Consider the following 17,858-nt stretch of genomic DNA (forward strand, 5'->3'; position numbering starts at 1 on the left):
ATGGGCTCCTTCACTTGCCGGCGCCGCCGGCGATCCAGTCTTCAAGGAAGGTCGTGTGGTACCGGCCCTCGCGGAACTCCGCGACGTCGGTCACCCTGCGCAGGAAGCCCGCGGTGGTGACGACGCCTTCGATCTCGACCTCGTCCAGGGTCCGGGCCATCCGGGCGACCGCCGCCGGTCGGCTGTCCGCCCAGACGACGATCTTGGCGAGCAGGGAGTCGTAGAACGGGCTGACCTCGCTGCCCGGCCCGAAGCCCGAGTCGACGCGTACGAACGGGCCGCCCGGCATCCGCATGGACGTGATGGCGCCGGGGCTGGGCATGAACCCGAAGTCCGGGTTCTCGGCGTTGAGCCGGACCTCGATGGCGTGGCCGCGGAACTCGACGTCCGACTGGGCGAACGACAGGGGAGCGCCGGAGGCCACGGTGAGCTGCTCGCGGACCAGGTCGCGGCCGGTGACCATCTCGGTGACCGGGTGCTCCACCTGGATCCTGGTGTTCATCTCGATGAAGTAGAACTCTCCGCGCGCGGGGTCGTAGAGGAACTCGACGGTGCCCGCGCCCGAGTAGCCCGAGACCTTGGCCAGCGCGACGGCCGCCTCGGTCATCGCGGTGCGCACGTCCTCGGGCAGCCCGGGCGCGCCGGCCTCCTCGATCACCTTCTGCCGCCGCCGCTGCATCGAGCATTCGCGTTCGCCCAGGTGGACGAAGTTCTGCCCGTCGCCGAACACCTGCACCTCGATGTGCCTGGCGTTCGGGACGAACCTTTCGATGTAGACCAGCCCGCTGCCGAAGGCCGCCTGAGCCTCCGCCCTGGCGACGGGCAGCGCCTCGGTGAGCTCGGCGGCGTCGGCCACCACGCGGATGCCGCGCCCGCCGCCGCCCGCCGCGGCCTTGACCGCCACCGGGTATCCGGCCTGCTCCGCCTCGGCCAGCGCCTCGGCCAGGCCGTCGACGGGACCGTTGGAGCCGGGTACGGTCGGCACGCCCGCCGCCTCGGCCGCGGACCTTGCCCTGGCCTTGTCGCCCATCAGCCGGATCGTCTCCGCGGACGGGCCGACGAAGGTGAGCCTGGCCGCGGCGACCTTCTCGGCGAACTCGGCGCGCTCGGACAGGAAGCCGTACCCGGGATGCACCGCGTCCGCTCCGAGGTCCACGGCCGCGGTGACGATGACGTCCATGTTCAGGTAGCTGCGGGACGCGGCCGGCGGGCCGATCAGCACCCGCTCGTCGGCCAGTTTGACGTGCAGCGCGTCCTGGTCGGCCTCGCTGTACACGGCCACGGTGCCGATCCCGAGCTCGCGCGCGGCGCGGATGACGCGAACCGCGATCTCGCCGCGGTTGGCGACAAGCAGCTTGCGCACCGCGATCAGCCCTCCTCGACGGTGAGGATGCGGTCCCCGGGGCCGATGACGCCCTCGTTCTCCGCGTGGATCTCCTTCACCGTGCCGTTCACCCCGGCCTTGACCTCGGCGAACTGCTTCATGACCTCGACCAGGCCGACGACGGTGTCCGCGGCGACCACGGAGCCGACCTCGACGAAGGGCGGCTGCTCGGGCGAGGGCTTGGTGTAGAAGATGCCGGGAAGCGGGGACTGCACGACGTGCTCAGACATGATTGGCCTTTCCGGACGCGGAGTCCTGCGAGTCGATGACGGTTCTGATGGCGGTGGCCACCTCGACGGCGTTCGGCGTGTCCGAGTGCACACAGACGGTGTCGAATTTCATGGGGATCCGCTCACCCGTGTTGGCGATGGCCACACCCTCGGTGAGGGCGATGGTCATCCGCTCAACGGCGCGCTCGACCGGGGTGGCGTGCGGCCGGCGGGCGATGATCAGCCCGCCGTCGGCCGCGTACTCGAGATCCACGTAGAACTCGGCGAGGAACGGGATGCCCCGCGCGACGGACACCCGCTCGTGGGCCGTGCCCGCCATGCCGAAGATCGGGACCTCGTACTGCGCGGCCACGTCGCACACCGCGTCCATCAGCGTGTCGTCCCGCGCCACCATGCCGTACAGGGAGCCGTGCGGCTTGATGTGGTCGAGGGGTACGCCTGCCGCGTCCAGGAAACCCTTCAACGCGCCGACCTGGTAGCGGACGATGTCGCGTACCTCTTCGGGGTGGAGTTTCATCTCCCGCCGTCCGAAGCCGACCAGGTCGGGCAGCCCCGGGTGGGCGCCGACGGTGATCCCGGCGGCGGCCGCGTTGGTGACGGTCTCCCGGATCCCGCTCGGGTCGCCGGCGTGGAAACCGCAGGCCACGTTCGCCGTGTCGATGAGGCTGAGCAGCGCCTGGTCGTTTCCGAAGGAGTGAATCCCGAAGGATTCCCCCATGTCGGAGTTGAGGGTGATCTTCATGTTCATACCTTTCCGGCGTACACGGCCACCGCGAGCCGGCTGCGCAGACGATCCGCGACGACGGCCAGCGCCAGGACGGCCCCGGTGACGATCATTTGGTAGTAGGAGTTGATCTGCGCCAGGTTCATGCCGTTGGCGACGATCCCGATGAACACCGCGCCCAGCACCGCGTCGATGACCCGGCCGGAGCCGCCGCGCAGGCTGACCCCGCCGATGACGGCAGCGGCGATCGTCTGGAGCGGCAGGGACGCGCCGAGGTTGGCCTCCCCGGTCTCGATGCGCGCGGTGAGCAGCACCGAGCCGATGGCCGCGAGCCCGCCGGCCGCCACGTACGCCAGCAGCAGGGTACGGAACTCGCTGATCCCGGAGAGCCTGGCCGCCTTGGGGCTGGACCCGACCGAGTAGATGTGGCGGCCCGGGCGGGTCAGCGTCAGGAGGACCCAGAGACCGACCGCGGCCAGGGCGGCGATCCAGATGGGGACGCCGATGCCGAGGATCTGGTTGAAGCCCAGCCAGTCGCTGAACTCTACCGGCAGCCCGGAGACGGGTACGCCCGAGGTGAGCATCAGCGCCAGCCCGGAGAACGCCGAGGCCGTGGCCAGCGTCATGATGAACGGGTTGATGTTCATGCTCGCGATGCCCAGGGCGTTGACCAGCCCGCAGCCCATGCCGACCAGCATGCCGACGGCGATGCCGACCAGGACGGCGGTCAGCGGGGAGGACGTCTCCGCCTGCGCGACCATGGCCATCGCGGTGCTCACCGAGACCAGCGCGGTCACCGCGCCGATCGACAGGTCGAACCCGCCGGTCAGCAGCACGATGAACTGACCCAGGGTGGCGATGACGATGTAGGAGTTCTGCCGCAGCGCCGAATGGATGTTCTCCACCGTGAGGAAGTTGTCCGACATGCTGGCGAACACCACCAGCGCGACCAGCACCAGGACGGGCAGTACGCCGATCTTGACGAACCCCCGGGCGGCGAGCGAGATCATCGGGTTGCGCGGTCCCGCGACCGCTGGACTAGTGGCGGTCATGCGATGTCCTTCACAGCTGGTTCGCCCCAATGCATCATGTGGCGCAAGATCGTTTCTTCGTTGATGTCGGCTCCGATGAGCTCCGCGGTGATCTGCCCGTGGGAGAACACGTACACGCGGTGGCACAGGTGCAGGATCTCCGGCAACTCGGACGAGACGACCAGGACGGCACTGCCCGCGCGGGCGAGCGCCACGATCTGCTCGTAGATCGTCACCCGGGCACCGACGTCCACGCCGACGGTCGGCTCGTCCAGCAGGTACGTGGTGCACTCCCCGAGCAGGGCCCGCCCGAGCAGGCCCTTCTGCTGGTTGCCGCCGGAGTAGCTGGCCGCGGGACGCTCCGGGTCGGCCGGGCTCAGCCGCATCCGGCGCAGCATGTCCCCCGCCACCGCGCGCTCCCGCCCCGGCCGCAGCAGCGGGCCGGCCGACATGGGCGCCCGGCGCAGCCACGGCAGGGTGACGGTCTCCCGCAGCGGCCGTTCCAGGAACAGCCCCTCCTGCTTGCGGTCGCTGGGCAGGTAGACCACGCCGGACTTCATGACCGCGGCGGGCTTGGCGCCGGTCAGGTCCTGCCCGGCGACGGTGACCGTGCCGGCGTCCACCCGCTCCAGGCCGAAACAGGCGCGGGCCGCGGCGGACTTGCCCGAGCCCATCAGACCGGCGAAACCGACGATCTCCCCGGCGCGGAGTTCGAAACTCGCGTTCCGCACCGAGCCGTCGAAGGTGGTGAGGCCGCGGGCGGCGAGCATCACGCCGGTGCCGGGGACGGGCAGTTCGGGGTAGAGGTCCTCGACCACCCGGCCGGTCATCAGGTTGATCAGCTGCTCGTCCGGGGTGTCCCCGGGGACGGTCGTGACCAGGCGGCCGTCCCGGAGCACGGTCACCCGGTCGGCGAGCCGCCGGATCTCGGCCATCCGGTGGGTGATGTAGATGATCCCGATGCCCCGCCCGCGTGCCTCCTCGACCAGGGCGAACAGCCGCTCGGCCTCCTCGTCGGTGAGCGAGGCGGTCGGCTCGTCCAGGATCAGCACGCTGAGCTCGGGCCGGAACGCCTTGGCGATCTCCACCATCTGCTGTTCGGCCCGGCTCAGCGTCTCCACCAGCCGGTCGGGGGCGATGCGGAAGCCGAACTCCTCCAGGCGCTCCCGCGCCAGTCTCCTGATCCGCCGCCGGTCGACGAAGCCGAACCTGCCGGGCTCGCTGCCCATCACCAGGTTCTCCGCCACGGTCATCGTGGGCATCAGCGAGAACTCCTGGAAGACCGCGCTGATGCCCAGCCCGCGTGCGGCCGCGACGCCGGACAGTTCGACGGCCCGGCCGCCGACCTCGATGGTCCCGCCGTCCGGGTGCTGCGCCCCGGAGATGATGGAGATGAGGGTGGACTTCCCGGCGCCGTTCTCGCCGAAGAGCGCGTGCACCTCACCGCGGCGGAGTTCGAAGTCCACCCGGTCGAGCGCGGTGACGCCCGGATACTTCTTGGTCAGCCCGCGGACCCGAAGCACAGGTTCGGTCATCGGAGACAACTTTCTGCTGGTGGGAACGTTCCTAAGGTCAGCTGCCGGCCTTGACCTGGAACGTGGGCGACCAGCTGTCGGGGGCCAGCGTGGTGGAGACGTCGAAGTCCTTCAGCGTGTCCTTGGTGACCATGACCAGTTCGGGCCCCACGTGCTTCTGGAAGTCCTTCTTCTCCAGCGCGCGGATGGCCTGGTCGATGGCGATCCGGCCCTGGATGGCGGTGCTGTCGCTGGGCGCGGCCTGGACGGTCCCGCGCTCGATGCCGGTGTACGTGCCCGGGGTGAAGTAGTAACCGGCGACGCGGATCTTGTCGCTCAGGCCGCGGTCCCGCAGGATCGGACCGGCCGCCTCGGCGGTGACCGCGGTGCCGACGATGTAGTTGATGTCGGGGTGCGCGGCGAGCACGTCCTCGATCAGCTTGCTCTGCGCGTCCTTGCCGGTGTCGCCCCACTTGGTGTCGACGACCTGCACCGGGCTGCCGGTGAGGGCGCTCTTGAAGCCGCGCTCGCCGTCCTCGGACCAGCCGGCGCCCTTCGGGCCGGGGAACCAGGCGACCTTGACCGGCTGGCCGGCGGAGTCCTTGACCACCCATTCGGCGGCGATCTGGGCGAGGTCGTGGAAGGAGACGAGCGACTTGGCGGTGACCTTGGGGCTGGACATGCCGTTGATCACGTCGATGACCGGCTTGCCGGCGGCGGCCAGCCGGTCGACCGTGCTGTTCAGCCCGTCGAAGGAGATGGCGCCGATGACCACGGCGTCGGCGCTCTGCGAGCAGTCCTCGATCTGCTGGATCTGCTTGTCGATGTTCTCGTAGCCGCCGGCCTCGACCATCGTCATGTTGACGCCGGCCTCGCGCGCCTGCTCGGCCACGCCGTAGTTCATGCCGAGCCAGTACGCGTCCTTCATGTGCGGTACGGACACACAGATGTTCCACGGCTTCTCGGCCTTGCCGACGGGGGTGTACTCGGCCTTGCTGCGCGCGCTGTCCATGGACAGGTCGGCCCAGACGTCGACTTTGGCCGGGGCCCAGCTCTTCGCGGCCGCCGTGTCGCCGGTGGCCGGGCCGGACGCGGAGCCGGATTCGGGGGTGGTGGACGAGCCGCAGGCCGACAACGCCAGGGTGGCGGCGGCCGCGGTCGCGAGGACGGCGGAATAGCGTGTGAACTGCACGAACATCTCCCCTTAGGGGGTTCCGCATGCCGGAACTACGGAGGTCGGTGGGATGGCATGCAGTCAACATCCAGGCTCTTCGCAGCGTCTACGTGCGGCGTGGCCAAGGTCAGGCGCGATGTACTGTGCAATTGCATAACAGGGGTGACTTATCGGGGAGGAGTGGCCCCATGGCGTTGAGCTTGGATCAGCTCATGGCCGAGACCGTCCTGGAGCTCAGCCTGGCCACGCCCACCAGCCCTGACCTGATGAAACGCGCGGTCCGCTGGGTGGCGTCCACCGAGCTCGTGGACCCCGCGCCGTTCCTGCGGGGCGGCGAGCTGCTGCTCACCACCGGCGCCTTCATCCAGGCGGACGATCAAGAAGGCTGGCGAACCTTCGCGTCTCGGCTTAAGCACAAAAGGGTCACGGCCGTCGGATTCGGATGCGGGCTGACCCATGCCGACGTCCCTCGTGCCCTGGTGGAGAGTGCCACGGCGGTGGATCTGCCGGTGCTCGTCGTGCCGTACAGCGTGCCGTTCGTACGGATCAGTGAGTTCGTGGCCGACATGATCGTCGCGGACCGGTTCAAGGACATGGGGCGAGCGTCCAACCTGGCCGCGGAGCTGGCGCAGCTCATGTCCAACAGCGCGCCGCTGATGACCCTGCTCGGGCGGATCGCCGAGGAGATCGGCGGGGAGGCGGCCATCCTCGACATCGACGGCAGGGTGGTGTCGAGCTGGCCGCTCCACCAGGACTGGCGGATGGACCTGGTACTCCAGGGTCTGGCCACCAGCGGCACGACCGGATACCACGCGGTGCCGCTCGACCAGGCGGGCGCGCACGACCACATCCTGGTCGGCCGCACCGAGATGGCCGTCGAGAGCGTACGGATGGCGATGAGCGCCGCCGCCACGCTGGTCGCCATCGACCTGACCCGCCGGTTGCAGGAGGAGCCGTCGAACGCGACGCGAATGGCCGCCGTGCTCACCGGCCTCACCGACTGGACCACACCCACCCCGACCCTGGTCAGGGCGCTGCGCGTGGCCGGCTTCGAGAGCGACGTGCCCACGGTCGTCCTGCTGGCCGCGCCGAAACCCGCGTTCTCGGCCGGGTACTCGCTGCGCCTGCGCCTGGCCGTGGAGCAGGTGCTGCCCGTGGTGCGCTCGGTGCGCAGCGGCGAGCTGCTGGTGCTGTTCGCCCAAGGAGGCACCGGCGACACCACCGGCGAGGTCCTCGAGGTGCTGCGCCGGGAGATGCCCGGCCGGGCGATCGTGGTGGCCGGGCCCGCCAGGGACGCCGAGGAGATCCGCATGGTGCTCGCCTCGGCCCGAGCGTCGATCACCGAGGAGCTGGCCAGACCGCAGCGCTCCCGCGCGTTCGACCTGACCTCGATCGTGGCCGCGGCCGCCGGGCGGGGCGGCCAGCACGCCGCCCGGGAGGTGCTGCAACCACTGATCGACCACGACGCCAAGGCCGACGGCCAGCTGATGCACACCCTCCGGACCTACCTGCGGCTGGACGCCAGGCAGCACGCGACGGCCGAGGCCCTGCACGTGCACCGCAACACGCTCCGGTACCGGCTGGCCCAGATCGGCAAGCTGCTCGAAGCCGACCTGGACAGCCTGGACACCCTGGTGATCTGCAACCTGGCCTTCCGCCTGTACGACGCGGCCGGCCACTGACGTCAGCCGTCGCCCTCACCACGGGCGGCCAGCGCCTCGCCCAGCTCGTCTGCGTGCCGCAACGTCCTGATCAGGAAGGGCACCGCGAACGCGGCGATCGAACGGTCCGCGCCCCGGGCCTTGGCGGCCTCCCGTACCTCGGCGGCGATCACGGACAGGGTGGCCACCGCCTGCAGGGTGAGGCCGACCAGCAGACCGACCCGGTCCGGTCTGACCCCCAGCCGGGCGAACGGCCGGAGCCCGCGCTCCACTGCGGACACCACGTCGTCGACCCGGGTGGTGATCGTGAACAGGTTGGCCGCGGCCAGCGCCGCCACGATCCGCAGGCACACCACCAGCGCCTGGCCGGCGCCGAGCAGCCACCACTGCACCGCGAACACCAGCGCCACCAGGACCCCGAGCATCCGCGCGACCTGCAGGCATCGCCGGAGCGAGACCCGCGCCACCGCGTACCCGAGGAGTACGGCCGCGCAGACGCCGCCCAGCCAGACCGGCGACCTGAGCGCGAACACCAGCGCCGCGAGCGCGAGCACGGCCAGGAACTTCCACCCGGCCGGGGCCCGGTGCAGCGGGCTGGTCCCCGGCTCGTACCAGCCGGTCACGTGACGAGCGTCCGGTAGTGCCGCAGCGCGCGCTCCGGCCGGTCGTCGGCCACGACGCGGCCCTCGTCGAGCACGACCACGCGGTCGAAGGTCTCCAGCAGGTCGAGGTCGTGCGTGACCAGGACGACCTGCTGCCGCAACCCGGCGAGCTTCTCGACGAAGCGTCGTTTGTTCCGCAGATCCAGCAGCGTCGTCGGCTCGTCGCAGACCAGCACGTCGGGATCGAGCACGAGCATCGCGCACAGCGCGAGCATCTGCTTCTGCCCGCCGGAGAGCTGGTGCGCGGGATGCTCGGCGTAGCCGTCCAGCCCGAACTCGGCCAGCGCCCGCTCCGCCCGTTCGGCACGCTCCTTCTTGGACAGTCCGCTCCGCCGCAGCGAGAACGCCACGTCCTCACCCGCGGTCGGCATCACGATCTGGCTGTCCGGGTTGGTGAAGACGAACCCGACGCGACGCCGGACCTCGCGTCCGTCGCGGCTCGGGTCGAGGCCGTGCACTCGTACGCCGCCGCTGGTCGGGGAGACCAGACCATTGATCATGCGGGCCAGGGTGGACTTGCCCGAGCCGTTCGCGCCGACGAAGGCCACCCTTTGCTCGGTCAGTCGCAGATTCACGCTGGACAGGACCACCCGGTCGCCGTAACGGTGCCCAACGTCCGTGAACTCGATCATCGAACCGCCTCCCAGGTCGCGCCCACGCCGACCCCGCCGCCCGGGGACAGGGCGAGGCCGAAGCCCGAACCGAAGATCATGACACCGCCTCCCAGGTCGCGCCCGCGCCGACACCGCCCTCGGGGGCAGCGAGGCCGAAGTCCGGACCGAGGATCATGACACTGCCTCCCAGGTCGTGGCTACGCCGACACCATCGCCTGCGGGCAGGGCGGCGGGGCCGAAGCCCGAACGGAGGATCATGACACTGCCTCCCAGGTCGTGGCTACGCCGACACCGCCGCCTGCGGACAGGGCGGCGAGGCCGAAGCCCGAACCCCGTTGCCGGACCAGGGTCGCGAACAGCCGTACCACCAGAACGGCGCCGGAGGCGCCCCACGGGTGGCCCAGCGCGATCGCGCCGCCGTCCGGGCTGACCGTGTGCTCGTCGATGCCGGCGCCGTCCAGGCAGGCCAGGGTCTGGCCGGCGAACGCCTCGTTGAATTCGACGAATTCGACCATGTCAGGAGTGCGGTCGAGGACGGACTTCATCGCGGGCACTGCGCCTAGGCCGAGCCGGTTGGGGTCCACGGCCGAGGTGGCCGAGGCGACGAGCCGCAGGCCGGGCAGCCCGTGGCGGCGGCGGTACGCCTCGCTCACCAGCAGCACGGCCGCCGCGCCATCGTTGACGCCGCACGAATTGGCCGCGGTCGCGGTGCCGTCCGGGGTGAAGGCGGGCCGGAACCTGGCCAGGCGTGCCACGGTGAAGCCGTCGCGGGGCCGTTCGTCCCGATCGACGCCGCCGATCGGGACCAGTTCGGCGGTGAAGCGGCCTGCCCGCTGGGCGCGTACCGCCCTGGTATGGCTGCGAACGGCGAAGGCGTCCTGACGCTCCCGGGAGATCCCGGCCTCGGCGGCCACCAGGTCGGCGGCGGGGCCCATGTCGGGGTCGCCGATCTCGGCCGGCGCGAAGGGCGCCCGCGTGTAGAAGTCCGGCGGTTCGCCCGGCCGTACGGGCCAGGCGCGCAGCGGGGCGGTGGAGGCGCTCTCCACACCCCCCGCCAGGTACGCCTCACCCGCCCCCGCGCGGATCATCGCCGCCGCCAGCGTGATCGCCGCGAGGCCGCTGGCACACTGCCGGTCCACGGTCAGCCCCGGCACCTCATGACCGAGCCCGGCACGCAGGGCCGCGACCCTCGCCGGGTTGCCGCCCGGCCCGAAGACATTGCCGAGCAGCACGTCGTCCACCGTGTCCAAACCCGCGTCGGCCAGTACGGCCCGCAGCACCGGCGCGGCCAGCTCGTCAACGGCGAACCGGCGCAACGCGCCACCCGCGTTGCCGATCGGGCTACGCCTGGCCGCCACGACGACCGGTGTCAGGTCGTCGATCATCACAACGGCTCCAATGCCACGCCGTGTCTGGCCGCGCCGACGACCGGTGTCGGATTGTCGATCACCGTGATGGCTCCGATGTCAGGCCGTGTTTGGCTGGCTCGATGACGGGTGTCGGATTGTCGATCACCGTGATGGCTCCCATGTCAGGCCGCGCCTGGCCGCCCCTGGTGATCGGTGCCGGGTCGTCGGTCATCGCAGTGGCTCCGCGGCGAGTGTGCCGTCGAGGAGTTGCTGGGCGACGACGGCGCGGGCGGGCTTGCCTGACGCCGTTCTGGGCAGGGCTTTGGTCGCCAGCCAGCGCCGTGGTCGTTTGCCCGGCTCCAGGCCGGCCCGCGCCGCAGCGCGGAGTTCGCGCAGCGTGGGCCGTTCCCCTGCGGCGGTCTCGACCACGGCGGTCACGATCGCGCCGAGCGTCGGATGGGGGGTGCCGGCGACCAGCACGTCCGCCACCGCGGGCACGGCGCGGAGCACCGCTTCGACCTCCGCCGCGGCGACCAGCCTCCCGCCGCTGGACACGACGGCACCGGCCCGGCCGCGCACCGTCAGCAGGCCGGTCCCGTCGATGTCGACCTGATCTCCCACCGTGGACCACTCCGCAGCCGGCGACAGGACTCCTTGATCCAGCCGACCGGCGTACGCCAGCGGGGACTTCACCCACAGCAGGCCGTCCCGGACCTCCAGTCGCACGCCCGGAACCGGGCGCAAGCCGCTGTCACCACGCCGCACCGCGATCAAGGAATGCTCCGCCGAGCCGTAGTACTCGACCAGCTCCGCCCCCGGCAGCAGCCGGGCGAACCGTTCCCGGGTCCGGTCGCCCAGATGCGCGCCACCGCAGACGACGGTGCTCAGAGCGCAGTCGCGCCGCAGCTCAGGGTCACGCTCCAGCACGTCGAGCAATCCCGACAGCATCGCGGGGACCAGGTGGGCGGTGGCGCATCGCCGCGCGGCCAGCGCCGCGGTCTCCGGTTCCCAGCGGGCCAGCCACTCGATCGGGTGGCCGCACCAGAGCGCATGCAGGGCGCCGAACAGGAACAGCGACGAGCTGAGCGGCCCCGGAACCAGCACCGGACCGGGCAGCGGCCCGAGCGCGGCGAAGCTGCGCAGCCACGACCCGCGGGTCCGGACCAGCACCTTCGGCCGGGCGCTGCTGCCCGAGGTCGTCGGCAGGTAGAAGAACGTGCCATCGCCGCCCGCCGACACCGTGCCTTCCGCGCTCGGTTCGTCGCTCGCTGGTGTCGTGTCTTCCGCGGGCGGTTCGTCGTCCATCGGCGCTGTGCCGCGCCGGCTCGGTTCGTCGCTCGCTGGTGTCGTGCCTTCCGGGCTCGGTTCGTCGCCCACTGGCGCTGTGTCGTCCCGGCTTGGTTGGTCGCCCGCTGGTGCCGTGTCCTGTGCGCTTGGTGCGGTGGTGGCGGTGACCACCAGGTCCGGGCGCGCGTCGGCGAGCACCGCGTCCCGCTCGCGTGGTGTCCATGCCGGCTCGACCATCAGGCAGGCCGCGCCGAGTAGATCCGCCCCGAGGAACCAGGGCAGCGGGTCGGGGGAGTCCACCGCCACCCGGGAGCCTTCGGTGATCCCGCGGGCGGCCAGCCATCGAGCGGCCCCGTGCGCGCGTGCGAGCAATTCGGCGGGAACCGCGCCAGGGCCGACGATCGGCGGTGTGGCGAGCCTCATGCGGACCGTTTCGCCGACCCCGCCAGCTGTCCGGGCAGGGCACGGTAGAGCAGGGCGGCGATCAGCGAGACCACCACCACCTTGGCCACGTCACCCGGCAGGAAGGTCAGCGACTGGACCGCGGCGGCCGGCAGGTCGCCCGTGTACAGGCCGAGGAACGGCACGCCGATGAGGTAGTCGGCGGCCAGCCCGGCCGCGTTGGCGACCAGCAGCACGGGCAGCCCCGGACTCTTCGCGCGCTCCACGATGAGACCGGCGACCAGGGCGGACAGGATCCAGCCCAGCAGGTAACCGCCGCTCGGGCCGAGGAAAGGGCCGATCCCCGCCCGGCCGCCCGACAGCAGCGGCAGGCCGAGCGCGGTCAACGCCAGGAACAGCGCGACGGACATGGCCCCACGGCGGGCGCCCAACAGGCTTCCGGCCAGCAGCGGGCCGGCGTTCTGCAGGACGATGGGGATGCCGGAGGTGCCGACGTAGACGCCGGGGAAGATGCCGAGCACCGCGATGAAGGCGGCGAAGACCACCGTCCTGGCAAGGTCGGCGGCGGGGAGGGAAGCACGGGAACCTGACACGCGGACACCATATCCCCAGGTTGGGAGGGGCCTATATGGCACTGTCGCGGCTGACCGTGCGACCCGACTCTGATGGCGCTCCTGACCGCGTCCGCGACCATCCATTGTTCGCACCGTGGTGACGAGAGCCGGTAACGGTCCTGGTAATGGCTCTCGCTCATCAAAGGTTCATCTGGAGCCTGGTGACGAGGGACTTAGGGCGTTCGCGAAGTCAGCGAAAGACGCGGCACGGGTGCATCAACCGGCGATCGCGTCGTCTGAGTCGAGCGTCGACGGAAGCGCCCGGACGGCCGATGCGGCGTTGGCTGACTGCACCAGTTCCGGGCTGCCGAGTGGGCGCGTCGCCTGCTCAGCTGCCCTGAGTTCGCTCAGTTGACTCTCGACGACCTTGAGCGTGTGGAGTTTGCGGGCGGTCACCATGACGCGGCTCTCGATGGGGCCGACTGTGTTGTTGGAGGCCTTAACCGCCATGAACGCGGCCATCGGAACCTTGGAGTCCACGGTATTGGAGACACCAGAATCTTCATCAGACCTGGAGCGGTTGGGTTCGCTCTGCATCTGGAAGCAGTTTGTTGACGAAGTTCCGGGTGGCCGGTGTCCCGTTTTAACCGAGGTGCTCGCGCTGATCAGCGCGCTGGGTGGGTTGATGTTCGTTACGGAACTCTCATGCCGAACGCGTGGATCACACCCATTCGCCGACATTGGCATTGAGTGGGAGCTCTGCGGGAAATTTCTGCACTCCTGCGCGGGTTCGCCTCGAAATCTGTTGATAACGATATAATAACTGCCCGTGTGAATCATCTCAATGTGGTTATCTTCTCCCGATGTATTCCGCGAATATCAGGGGGCGGTCAAGTGGCAACCTCGGAGAGTACGGGCGACAACGATCCGGCGGAGAAGGCCATAGAACGCCGGCATGCGCGGCGCGTTTCCTGGATCGCCGTCACTGGCCAGATCTCAGGGGCGTTCATCACCGCTCTGGCCGCGGTCGTGGTGGGGCTCCTCGCGCTATGGAAACCCGGACAGGCTGATACTCCCGATGCCACTCCGACGGCGGCGATCCGGCAGTCGTCATCCCCCACGGTGACGGCGCCACCCATGTCCGCGGCCAAGGATTTGGGCGCGCATGATCTTGAATCCAGCGCGAGTCGTTATGAATCGGATCAGAAGATTGCCGACAGGGCGGTGCTGCGCTCGTCGGACGTCGGTTCAGGCTTCCACGGTAAGCCCTACACCCCGGACGGGCAATCCGAGCTGGACTACACAGCCCTCTTGAAGTGTCTGGGCAGGCCACCTATCGAAGAGCGCAAGTCCGGGCAGGCATTCTCACCGCTATTCACCCGGAAAGACGGTCAGCAGATCCTCGGTTCGGTTACCTTTGTAGAATCACCCGAGGACGCTATGGCAGACTTCAAGGCCCTGAACTCGAATCGTGCGAAGACCTGTCTCAAGAAGAACTATCTGCTTTCGCTGCGACGCGAAGGGGCCCAGAATCCTCGGGTATACGTCAGCCGGATCCGCGTACTGCCGCGCGAATCCAACGTCTGTGCTTATCGAAGTCGAATCGTCCAGCGGGTGAACGGCCGGGATCTCACGGTGTACGTCGATTCCGTCTCGGTTATCCGTGACCGGGCGGAGGTCCAGGCGCACTACCTGGGTGTGAGCCGGGCCGTTGCCCGGAAGCTGGAACAACGCACCATGTCGGCGATGCTGGGCCGCTTGTAGCCTCCTTGCGTTCGGCGGGTACGCACCGTGGAGGTCAGGCGGTGGCGGGCGGGTCGGCTCAACGGGCCGAAGCCGACGCGCAGGCCGTCCGCGTCGACGCGGACGCCGACCGAACTTCAGGCGAGCCCGAGCAGCGCCGCCGGCACGAGGGCGACCAGGCTGATCCGGACGGCCGGGCCAGGCCTGTCACGGCGAACCCGCCGGCGAGCAGGGCAACGATGGACGCGCCGACCAGCCAGGGGCTGGACGCGCGGCCCACCCCAGACCGCGCTGCCCCGTGCGACCTCGGGTGGCCATGACGGTTCCTTGGGAGTGGGGGATCCGCGACAGTTCTACTGACGGGGTCATGACAGGGTGAGCTAGCCCCGTTGCTCCAGCGCGCGCCCATGCCCGGCGCACCGCCGGAGGAACGCTAATGGATCCGGTGGCCGGTCCGGAACAGATCGGCCGGGTCGTACGCGCGTTTCACGTCGAGGAGACGGCTGTGGTCCTCGCGGGTGTACGCGTCGGCGGTCCGGCCCGTGTCGGCGAGGAAGTTGAGAAAGACACCTCCGTTCGCGTACGGCGCGAGCGCCTCGGCCACGCCGGGCAGTTGGGCGTCCACGATGACGGAGAAACGGGTGTCGCGGTGGCTCACCGGGCCGCCGGGCTTGGCCAGCGCGCCACCCCAGTGGCGTACCTCCACGGTGGCCTCCCGTCCGGCGCTGACCAGGGTGTCGATAGTGGCGTCCGGCAGCGAGGGGAAGAGGTCGAGGTGGCGGGCGGCGGTGCCGCCCATCGCGGCCTGGCCGAACGGCATGGGGGCCATGGTGTCCGTGATCGCCGTCGCCCACAGAGGGCGTAGCGGGTCGGTGGATCCAGTGCACATGGCCTTGATCGTCAGGGAGTTCGGGGTCAGCACGAGGGCGGTGCTCACCTCGTCAGGGGCGGTCGCGCACCAGTCGCGGTAGAGCGCCAGGGTTTCGGCCGCTCGCTCGACCGGGAACGTGGCCGCCCCCGCGTACACCACGGGCACCGGATACAACCGGAACTCCAGCGCTGTGACCACCCCGAAGCCTCCGCCACCTCCGCGAAGCGCCCAGAACAGGTCGGCGTGCTGGCCGGGGTCGGCCGTGATCATTCGTCCGTCCGAGGTGACGACTTCGGCGCGGAGCACGCTGTCGGCGGCGAAGCCGTACCGGCGGGAGAGCCAGCCGAGGCCGCCGCCGAGGGTGTAGCCGATGACGCCGACATCGGGGTGCGACCCCGCCAGCGGCGCCAGCCCGTACGGCGCGGCGGCGGCGATCACCTGACCCCAGCGCGCCCCGGGGCCGACCCGGGCGATCCGGCGTTCCGGGTCGACGGTGACGGAGGCCATGTCCGACGTTCTGAGCAGCAGCACCCGCTCGTCGCAGGCGACATGGGTGCCGTGGCCGGTGGCCCGTACGGTCAGGGCCAGATCGAGTTCCCGGGCCGCGCGCACGGCGGCCGCCACGTCCCCCGCCTCCCTGGCCTCGGCCACCAGGGCCGGGCGCGGGTCCAGGGCCGGGTTGAGCGTCCTGCGCGCCTCGTCGTAGCCGAGGTCGCCGGGTCCGAGATAGTTGTGCCGTTCCATCAACCGGGGCATTTCGCGTCTCTCCATATCCATACGTCGAACCAGATCCGGCGTCCACGACAGATTTGAGCAGGTGGGTACGACGAAATCGCGAGACCGCTGGCAAGGATCGCGCCACCGCCCTGGCCGGAACCGCCCGTCGCGGGTGCCGCCACTGCGGCATGTCCGCTGCCGTCTGCCGTATTCGCTCCTGACAGGTCCCACAGTGCCGGGAGTCGCTTACCGACTTCTTCCGCTCCGCTTACCGCCGGGCTTACGGACTACGGCGGCGTCCCGCGCTCCGGGGTCGCCGGGCTCGCTCACGCTGGGGACTGACGATGGCGCCGCCGGACTCGAGGTCCTCACGTTCCCGGCGCTATAGGTTGCCGTACAGGCGGCCGGTGGCGCGCTCGGCCGTGGCACGGGACACGATATACGTCACTTCGCCCGTGGGGTCCGGCAGGCCGACGATCTCCCCGGAGCCGACCTCATCCAGGGGCGCCCGCACGATCTCGCCGTCCGGGGTGCGGAGGCTGAGGGCGCCGGCAGCCCGCCGGGTCTCCGTGCTGCGGGCGGTCGGTCCGGCGACCTCCCAGCTCGCGACGACGCCCACGCCTGGGTCGTCGGTCACGTCCGGGGTGTCCGCGCTGTAGAGGGTGACAGGGCTCGAGGTCAGGTTGATGGCGTGCATGGTCTCTCCTCGGGGAGTTCATGCCTACGGCGACCCATACGCTCTGGACCACAGAGCTCGGCCTCACTGGAGGACCGACCGGCTGCCTCCATCCGGTGATCAACGTTGTTGCCGCCTGCCCAGTCACTGTCCGATTTTCACTCTTTCGGCTTGCCGCCGTACTGGGCGATCAGTGCGCTGGCCTCGCGCAGGATCTCGGCCTGCCGGTCGAGGCGCTCGCGACGGCGGGAGGCGTACACCCGGATGACGAAGAAGGCGGCGACGAGGAGGACGAGGAGGACGAGTTGCGGCCAGGGCAGGGCCCAGAGGGTGGTGTCGACCGTCACCCGCTCGGCGAGGACGCCTGGGGCGGGCTGGCCCACGGGGGAGGGGATCGTCACGATTTTGGTGGTGAGGGAGCCCATCGGCCAGACGCCGGTCACCCGGGCGGTGAACTGGCGGCTGCTGCCCGGCATGATCTCTCTGGTCTTGGCTTCGGATGTGTCGTCCCAGCCGCTTTCACCCACCAGCGCGGACGTACGGATCTGCGCGGACGGCGCCACCCGGACGTTGCCGACGTTGGCTACGGTGTACGTCACGTCGATGGAGCCCGAGGTGAAGGGATTCCATGAGCCGGTGTATTCGGTCCGCAGCTCGGTCACGGCGACTTTGGCCACGTAGTCGCCGGTCACGCGGAGGTTCACCCGCACGCCGACCCGGTTCTGGACCCGGACCTGGTCGGAGATCGTTTCCACGGACGCGGTGACACCCGCGGGGTGGTCGCCCGGCGTCGCGTTCTGCGGCACCGTGACCTTGACGGGCACGATGGCGGTGGCGCCGGCGGGAATGGTCACCTTGTCGGGAATCTGGATCCATGCTCCGCCGTCGGTCGGCGTGGCGTCCGAGGGCCGCATGTCGAACAGCCCCTTGGCGGTCAGGTAGCCGTCGTTGGCGTCGATCGCGAAGACGACCTCCTTGGTGGAGCGGTTGATGACCGCGACGTGCTCGGTCACCTCCTGCCCACCGGCCAGTTCGACATCGATCACGCTGCGGCCGTCGGGGCCGCCGGCATTGGCCGGTACGACCGACCAGGTGATGTCGCGGGCGGCGGCCGGGCCAGCCAATCCGACCAGGGTGGCGCACATGAGCGCGAGGAGGGCGACTGCCCTGCGCGGACTGGCCAACAGAGGTGTCTCCTGTCTGATCGTGAACATTCCGGGACGTGCGCCAGAGTGGCACACGTCCCGGACGGACCGCCCTTTCGG

General features: G+C 70.2%; 19 protein-coding genes. 3 read left to right on the plus strand and 16 right to left on the minus strand.

The features are described 5' to 3' along the window. Positions 1 to 10: 10 nt before the first annotated feature. The 6 genes from Aph01nite_RS17585 to torT are packed head-to-tail and all read right to left on the minus strand — an operon-like array spanning position 11 to position 6,075. On the minus strand, positions 11 to 1,363 hold the full coding sequence (locus Aph01nite_RS17585) for an acetyl-CoA carboxylase biotin carboxylase subunit (protein ID WP_204041981.1): 1,353 nt from the start codon (positions 1,361 to 1,363) through the stop codon (positions 11 to 13). Between the two features lie 5 nt (positions 1,364 to 1,368). Continuing rightward, positions 1,369 to 1,614, minus strand: a complete 246-nt coding sequence (locus Aph01nite_RS17590; RefSeq protein ID WP_204041982.1) for an acetyl-CoA carboxylase — start codon at positions 1,612 to 1,614, stop codon at positions 1,369 to 1,371. Next, on the minus strand, positions 1,607 to 2,356 hold the full coding sequence (gene pxpA / locus Aph01nite_RS17595) for a 5-oxoprolinase subunit PxpA (protein WP_239161772.1): 750 nt from the start codon (positions 2,354 to 2,356) through the stop codon (positions 1,607 to 1,609). The genes Aph01nite_RS17590 and pxpA overlap by 8 nt, the downstream gene beginning before the upstream one ends. 2 nt (positions 2,357 to 2,358) lie before the next feature. Beyond that, on the minus strand, positions 2,359 to 3,390 hold the full coding sequence (locus Aph01nite_RS17600) for an ABC transporter permease (protein ID WP_204041984.1): 1,032 nt from the start codon (positions 3,388 to 3,390) through the stop codon (positions 2,359 to 2,361). Beyond that, positions 3,387 to 4,904, minus strand: coding sequence for a sugar ABC transporter ATP-binding protein (locus Aph01nite_RS17605; RefSeq protein ID WP_239161773.1), 1,518 nt, complete (start codon positions 4,902 to 4,904; stop codon positions 3,387 to 3,389). The genes Aph01nite_RS17600 and Aph01nite_RS17605 overlap by 4 nt, the downstream gene beginning before the upstream one ends. Positions 4,905 to 4,941: 37 nt before the next feature. Beyond that, positions 4,942 to 6,075: a TMAO reductase system periplasmic protein TorT gene (gene torT / locus Aph01nite_RS17610; protein WP_204041985.1), complete on the minus strand. Its 1,134-nt coding sequence runs from the start codon at positions 6,073 to 6,075 to the stop codon at positions 4,942 to 4,944. Positions 6,076 to 6,245: 170 nt separating this feature from the next. Here torT and Aph01nite_RS17615 point away from each other — a divergent pair, with 170 nt between their 5' ends. Beyond that, positions 6,246 to 7,739 (plus strand): PucR family transcriptional regulator, encoded by a 1,494-nt coding sequence (locus Aph01nite_RS17615; RefSeq protein WP_204041986.1) that lies wholly within the window; start codon positions 6,246 to 6,248, stop codon positions 7,737 to 7,739. A 2-nt stretch (positions 7,740 to 7,741) separates the two neighbouring features. On the opposite strand, the gene Aph01nite_RS17620 is transcribed toward Aph01nite_RS17615, so the two are convergent. The 7 genes from Aph01nite_RS17620 to Aph01nite_RS17645 form a co-directional block, all read right to left on the minus strand. Beyond that, positions 7,742 to 8,341 carry an energy-coupling factor transporter transmembrane component T family protein gene (locus tag Aph01nite_RS17620; RefSeq protein WP_204041987.1) on the minus strand — a complete coding sequence of 200 codons (600 nt, stop codon included), beginning with the start codon at positions 8,339 to 8,341 and terminating at the stop codon, positions 7,742 to 7,744. Then, positions 8,338 to 9,012 (minus strand): energy-coupling factor ABC transporter ATP-binding protein, encoded by a 675-nt coding sequence (locus Aph01nite_RS17625; RefSeq protein WP_204041988.1) that lies wholly within the window; start codon positions 9,010 to 9,012, stop codon positions 8,338 to 8,340. Before Aph01nite_RS17625 ends, Aph01nite_RS17620 begins: the two co-directional genes overlap by 4 nt. A 236-nt stretch (positions 9,013 to 9,248) precedes the next feature. Then, on the minus strand, positions 9,249 to 10,379 hold the full coding sequence (locus Aph01nite_RS17630; RefSeq protein WP_204041989.1) for a thiolase family protein: 1,131 nt from the start codon (positions 10,377 to 10,379) through the stop codon (positions 9,249 to 9,251). Between the two features lie 61 nt (positions 10,380 to 10,440). Next, positions 10,441 to 10,575 carry a hypothetical protein gene (locus Aph01nite_RS42175; RefSeq protein ID WP_275419249.1) on the minus strand — a complete coding sequence of 45 codons (135 nt, stop codon included), beginning with the start codon at positions 10,573 to 10,575 and terminating at the stop codon, positions 10,441 to 10,443. Further along, complete coding sequence (locus Aph01nite_RS17635) at positions 10,572 to 12,053, minus strand: class I adenylate-forming enzyme family protein (RefSeq protein ID WP_204041990.1); 1,482 nt, start codon at positions 12,051 to 12,053, stop codon at positions 10,572 to 10,574. Before Aph01nite_RS17635 ends, Aph01nite_RS42175 begins: the two co-directional genes overlap by 4 nt. Beyond that, positions 12,050 to 12,625 carry a biotin transporter BioY gene (locus Aph01nite_RS17640; RefSeq protein WP_204041991.1) on the minus strand — a complete coding sequence of 192 codons (576 nt, stop codon included), beginning with the start codon at positions 12,623 to 12,625 and terminating at the stop codon, positions 12,050 to 12,052. Before Aph01nite_RS17640 ends, Aph01nite_RS17635 begins: the two co-directional genes overlap by 4 nt. Positions 12,626 to 12,862: 237 nt before the next feature. Continuing rightward, positions 12,863 to 13,183, minus strand: a complete 321-nt coding sequence (locus Aph01nite_RS17645) for a hypothetical protein (protein WP_204041992.1) — start codon at positions 13,181 to 13,183, stop codon at positions 12,863 to 12,865. 297 nt (positions 13,184 to 13,480) lie between these two features. Between Aph01nite_RS17645 and Aph01nite_RS17650 the strand changes: the two genes are divergently transcribed. Both Aph01nite_RS17650 and Aph01nite_RS17655 read left to right on the plus strand, forming a co-directional pair. Then, on the plus strand, positions 13,481 to 14,350 hold the full coding sequence (locus Aph01nite_RS17650) for a hypothetical protein (protein WP_204041993.1): 870 nt from the start codon (positions 13,481 to 13,483) through the stop codon (positions 14,348 to 14,350). Positions 14,351 to 14,391: 41 nt separating this feature from the next. Next, positions 14,392 to 14,649, plus strand: coding sequence for a hypothetical protein (locus Aph01nite_RS17655; RefSeq protein ID WP_204041994.1), 258 nt, complete (start codon positions 14,392 to 14,394; stop codon positions 14,647 to 14,649). 113 nt (positions 14,650 to 14,762) lie between these two features. Here the strand turns inward: Aph01nite_RS17655 and Aph01nite_RS17660 are convergent, their stop codons facing one another. From Aph01nite_RS17660 to Aph01nite_RS17670, 3 genes are all read right to left on the minus strand, one after another. Then, positions 14,763 to 15,956 carry an FAD-binding oxidoreductase gene (locus Aph01nite_RS17660; RefSeq protein WP_239161774.1) on the minus strand — a complete coding sequence of 398 codons (1,194 nt, stop codon included), beginning with the start codon at positions 15,954 to 15,956 and terminating at the stop codon, positions 14,763 to 14,765. A gap of 343 nt (positions 15,957 to 16,299) precedes the next feature. After that, the gene (locus Aph01nite_RS17665) at positions 16,300 to 16,614 is read right to left on the minus strand and encodes a hypothetical protein (RefSeq protein WP_204041996.1); all 315 of its coding nucleotides are present in this window, start codon (positions 16,612 to 16,614) and stop codon (positions 16,300 to 16,302) included. Between the two features lie 137 nt (positions 16,615 to 16,751). Beyond that, on the minus strand, positions 16,752 to 17,777 hold the full coding sequence (locus Aph01nite_RS17670; RefSeq protein ID WP_204041997.1) for a WxL protein peptidoglycan domain-containing protein: 1,026 nt from the start codon (positions 17,775 to 17,777) through the stop codon (positions 16,752 to 16,754). Between the last annotated feature and the right edge of the window lie 81 nt (positions 17,778 to 17,858).

The organism is Acrocarpospora phusangensis (assembly GCF_016862995.1).
Taxonomy (GTDB): domain Bacteria; phylum Actinomycetota; class Actinomycetes; order Streptosporangiales; family Streptosporangiaceae; genus Acrocarpospora; species Acrocarpospora phusangensis.

What these genes read in the sequence shown, in the direction of transcription:
- Aph01nite_RS17625 (WP_204041988.1), bottom strand. Translation starts at nt 9,012, where the DNA reads ATGATCGAGTTCACGGACGTTGGGCACCGTTACGGCGACCGGGTGGTC.
- Aph01nite_RS17615 (WP_204041986.1), top strand. Translation starts at nt 6,246, where the DNA reads ATGGCGTTGAGCTTGGATCAGCTCATGGCCGAGACCGTCCTGGAGCTC.
- Aph01nite_RS17590 (WP_204041982.1), bottom strand. Translation starts at nt 1,614, where the DNA reads ATGTCTGAGCACGTCGTGCAGTCCCCGCTTCCCGGCATCTTCTACACC.
- Aph01nite_RS42175 (WP_275419249.1), bottom strand. Translation starts at nt 10,575, where the DNA reads ATGACCGACGACCCGGCACCGATCACCAGGGGCGGCCAGGCGCGGCCT.
- Aph01nite_RS17660 (WP_239161774.1), bottom strand. Translation starts at nt 15,956, where the DNA reads ATGCCCCGGTTGATGGAACGGCACAACTATCTCGGACCCGGCGACCTC.
- Aph01nite_RS17605 (WP_239161773.1), bottom strand. Translation starts at nt 4,904, where the DNA reads ATGACCGAACCTGTGCTTCGGGTCCGCGGGCTGACCAAGAAGTATCCG.
- Aph01nite_RS17635 (WP_204041990.1), bottom strand. Translation starts at nt 12,053, where the DNA reads ATGAGGCTCGCCACACCGCCGATCGTCGGCCCTGGCGCGGTTCCCGCC.
- Aph01nite_RS17630 (WP_204041989.1), bottom strand. Translation starts at nt 10,379, where the DNA reads ATGATCGACGACCTGACACCGGTCGTCGTGGCGGCCAGGCGTAGCCCG.
- Aph01nite_RS17600 (WP_204041984.1), bottom strand. Translation starts at nt 3,390, where the DNA reads ATGACCGCCACTAGTCCAGCGGTCGCGGGACCGCGCAACCCGATGATC.
- Aph01nite_RS17665 (WP_204041996.1), bottom strand. Translation starts at nt 16,614, where the DNA reads ATGCACGCCATCAACCTGACCTCGAGCCCTGTCACCCTCTACAGCGCG.
- Aph01nite_RS17645 (WP_204041992.1), bottom strand. Translation starts at nt 13,183, where the DNA reads ATGCAGAGCGAACCCAACCGCTCCAGGTCTGATGAAGATTCTGGTGTC.
- pxpA (WP_239161772.1), bottom strand. Translation starts at nt 2,356, where the DNA reads ATGAAGATCACCCTCAACTCCGACATGGGGGAATCCTTCGGGATTCAC.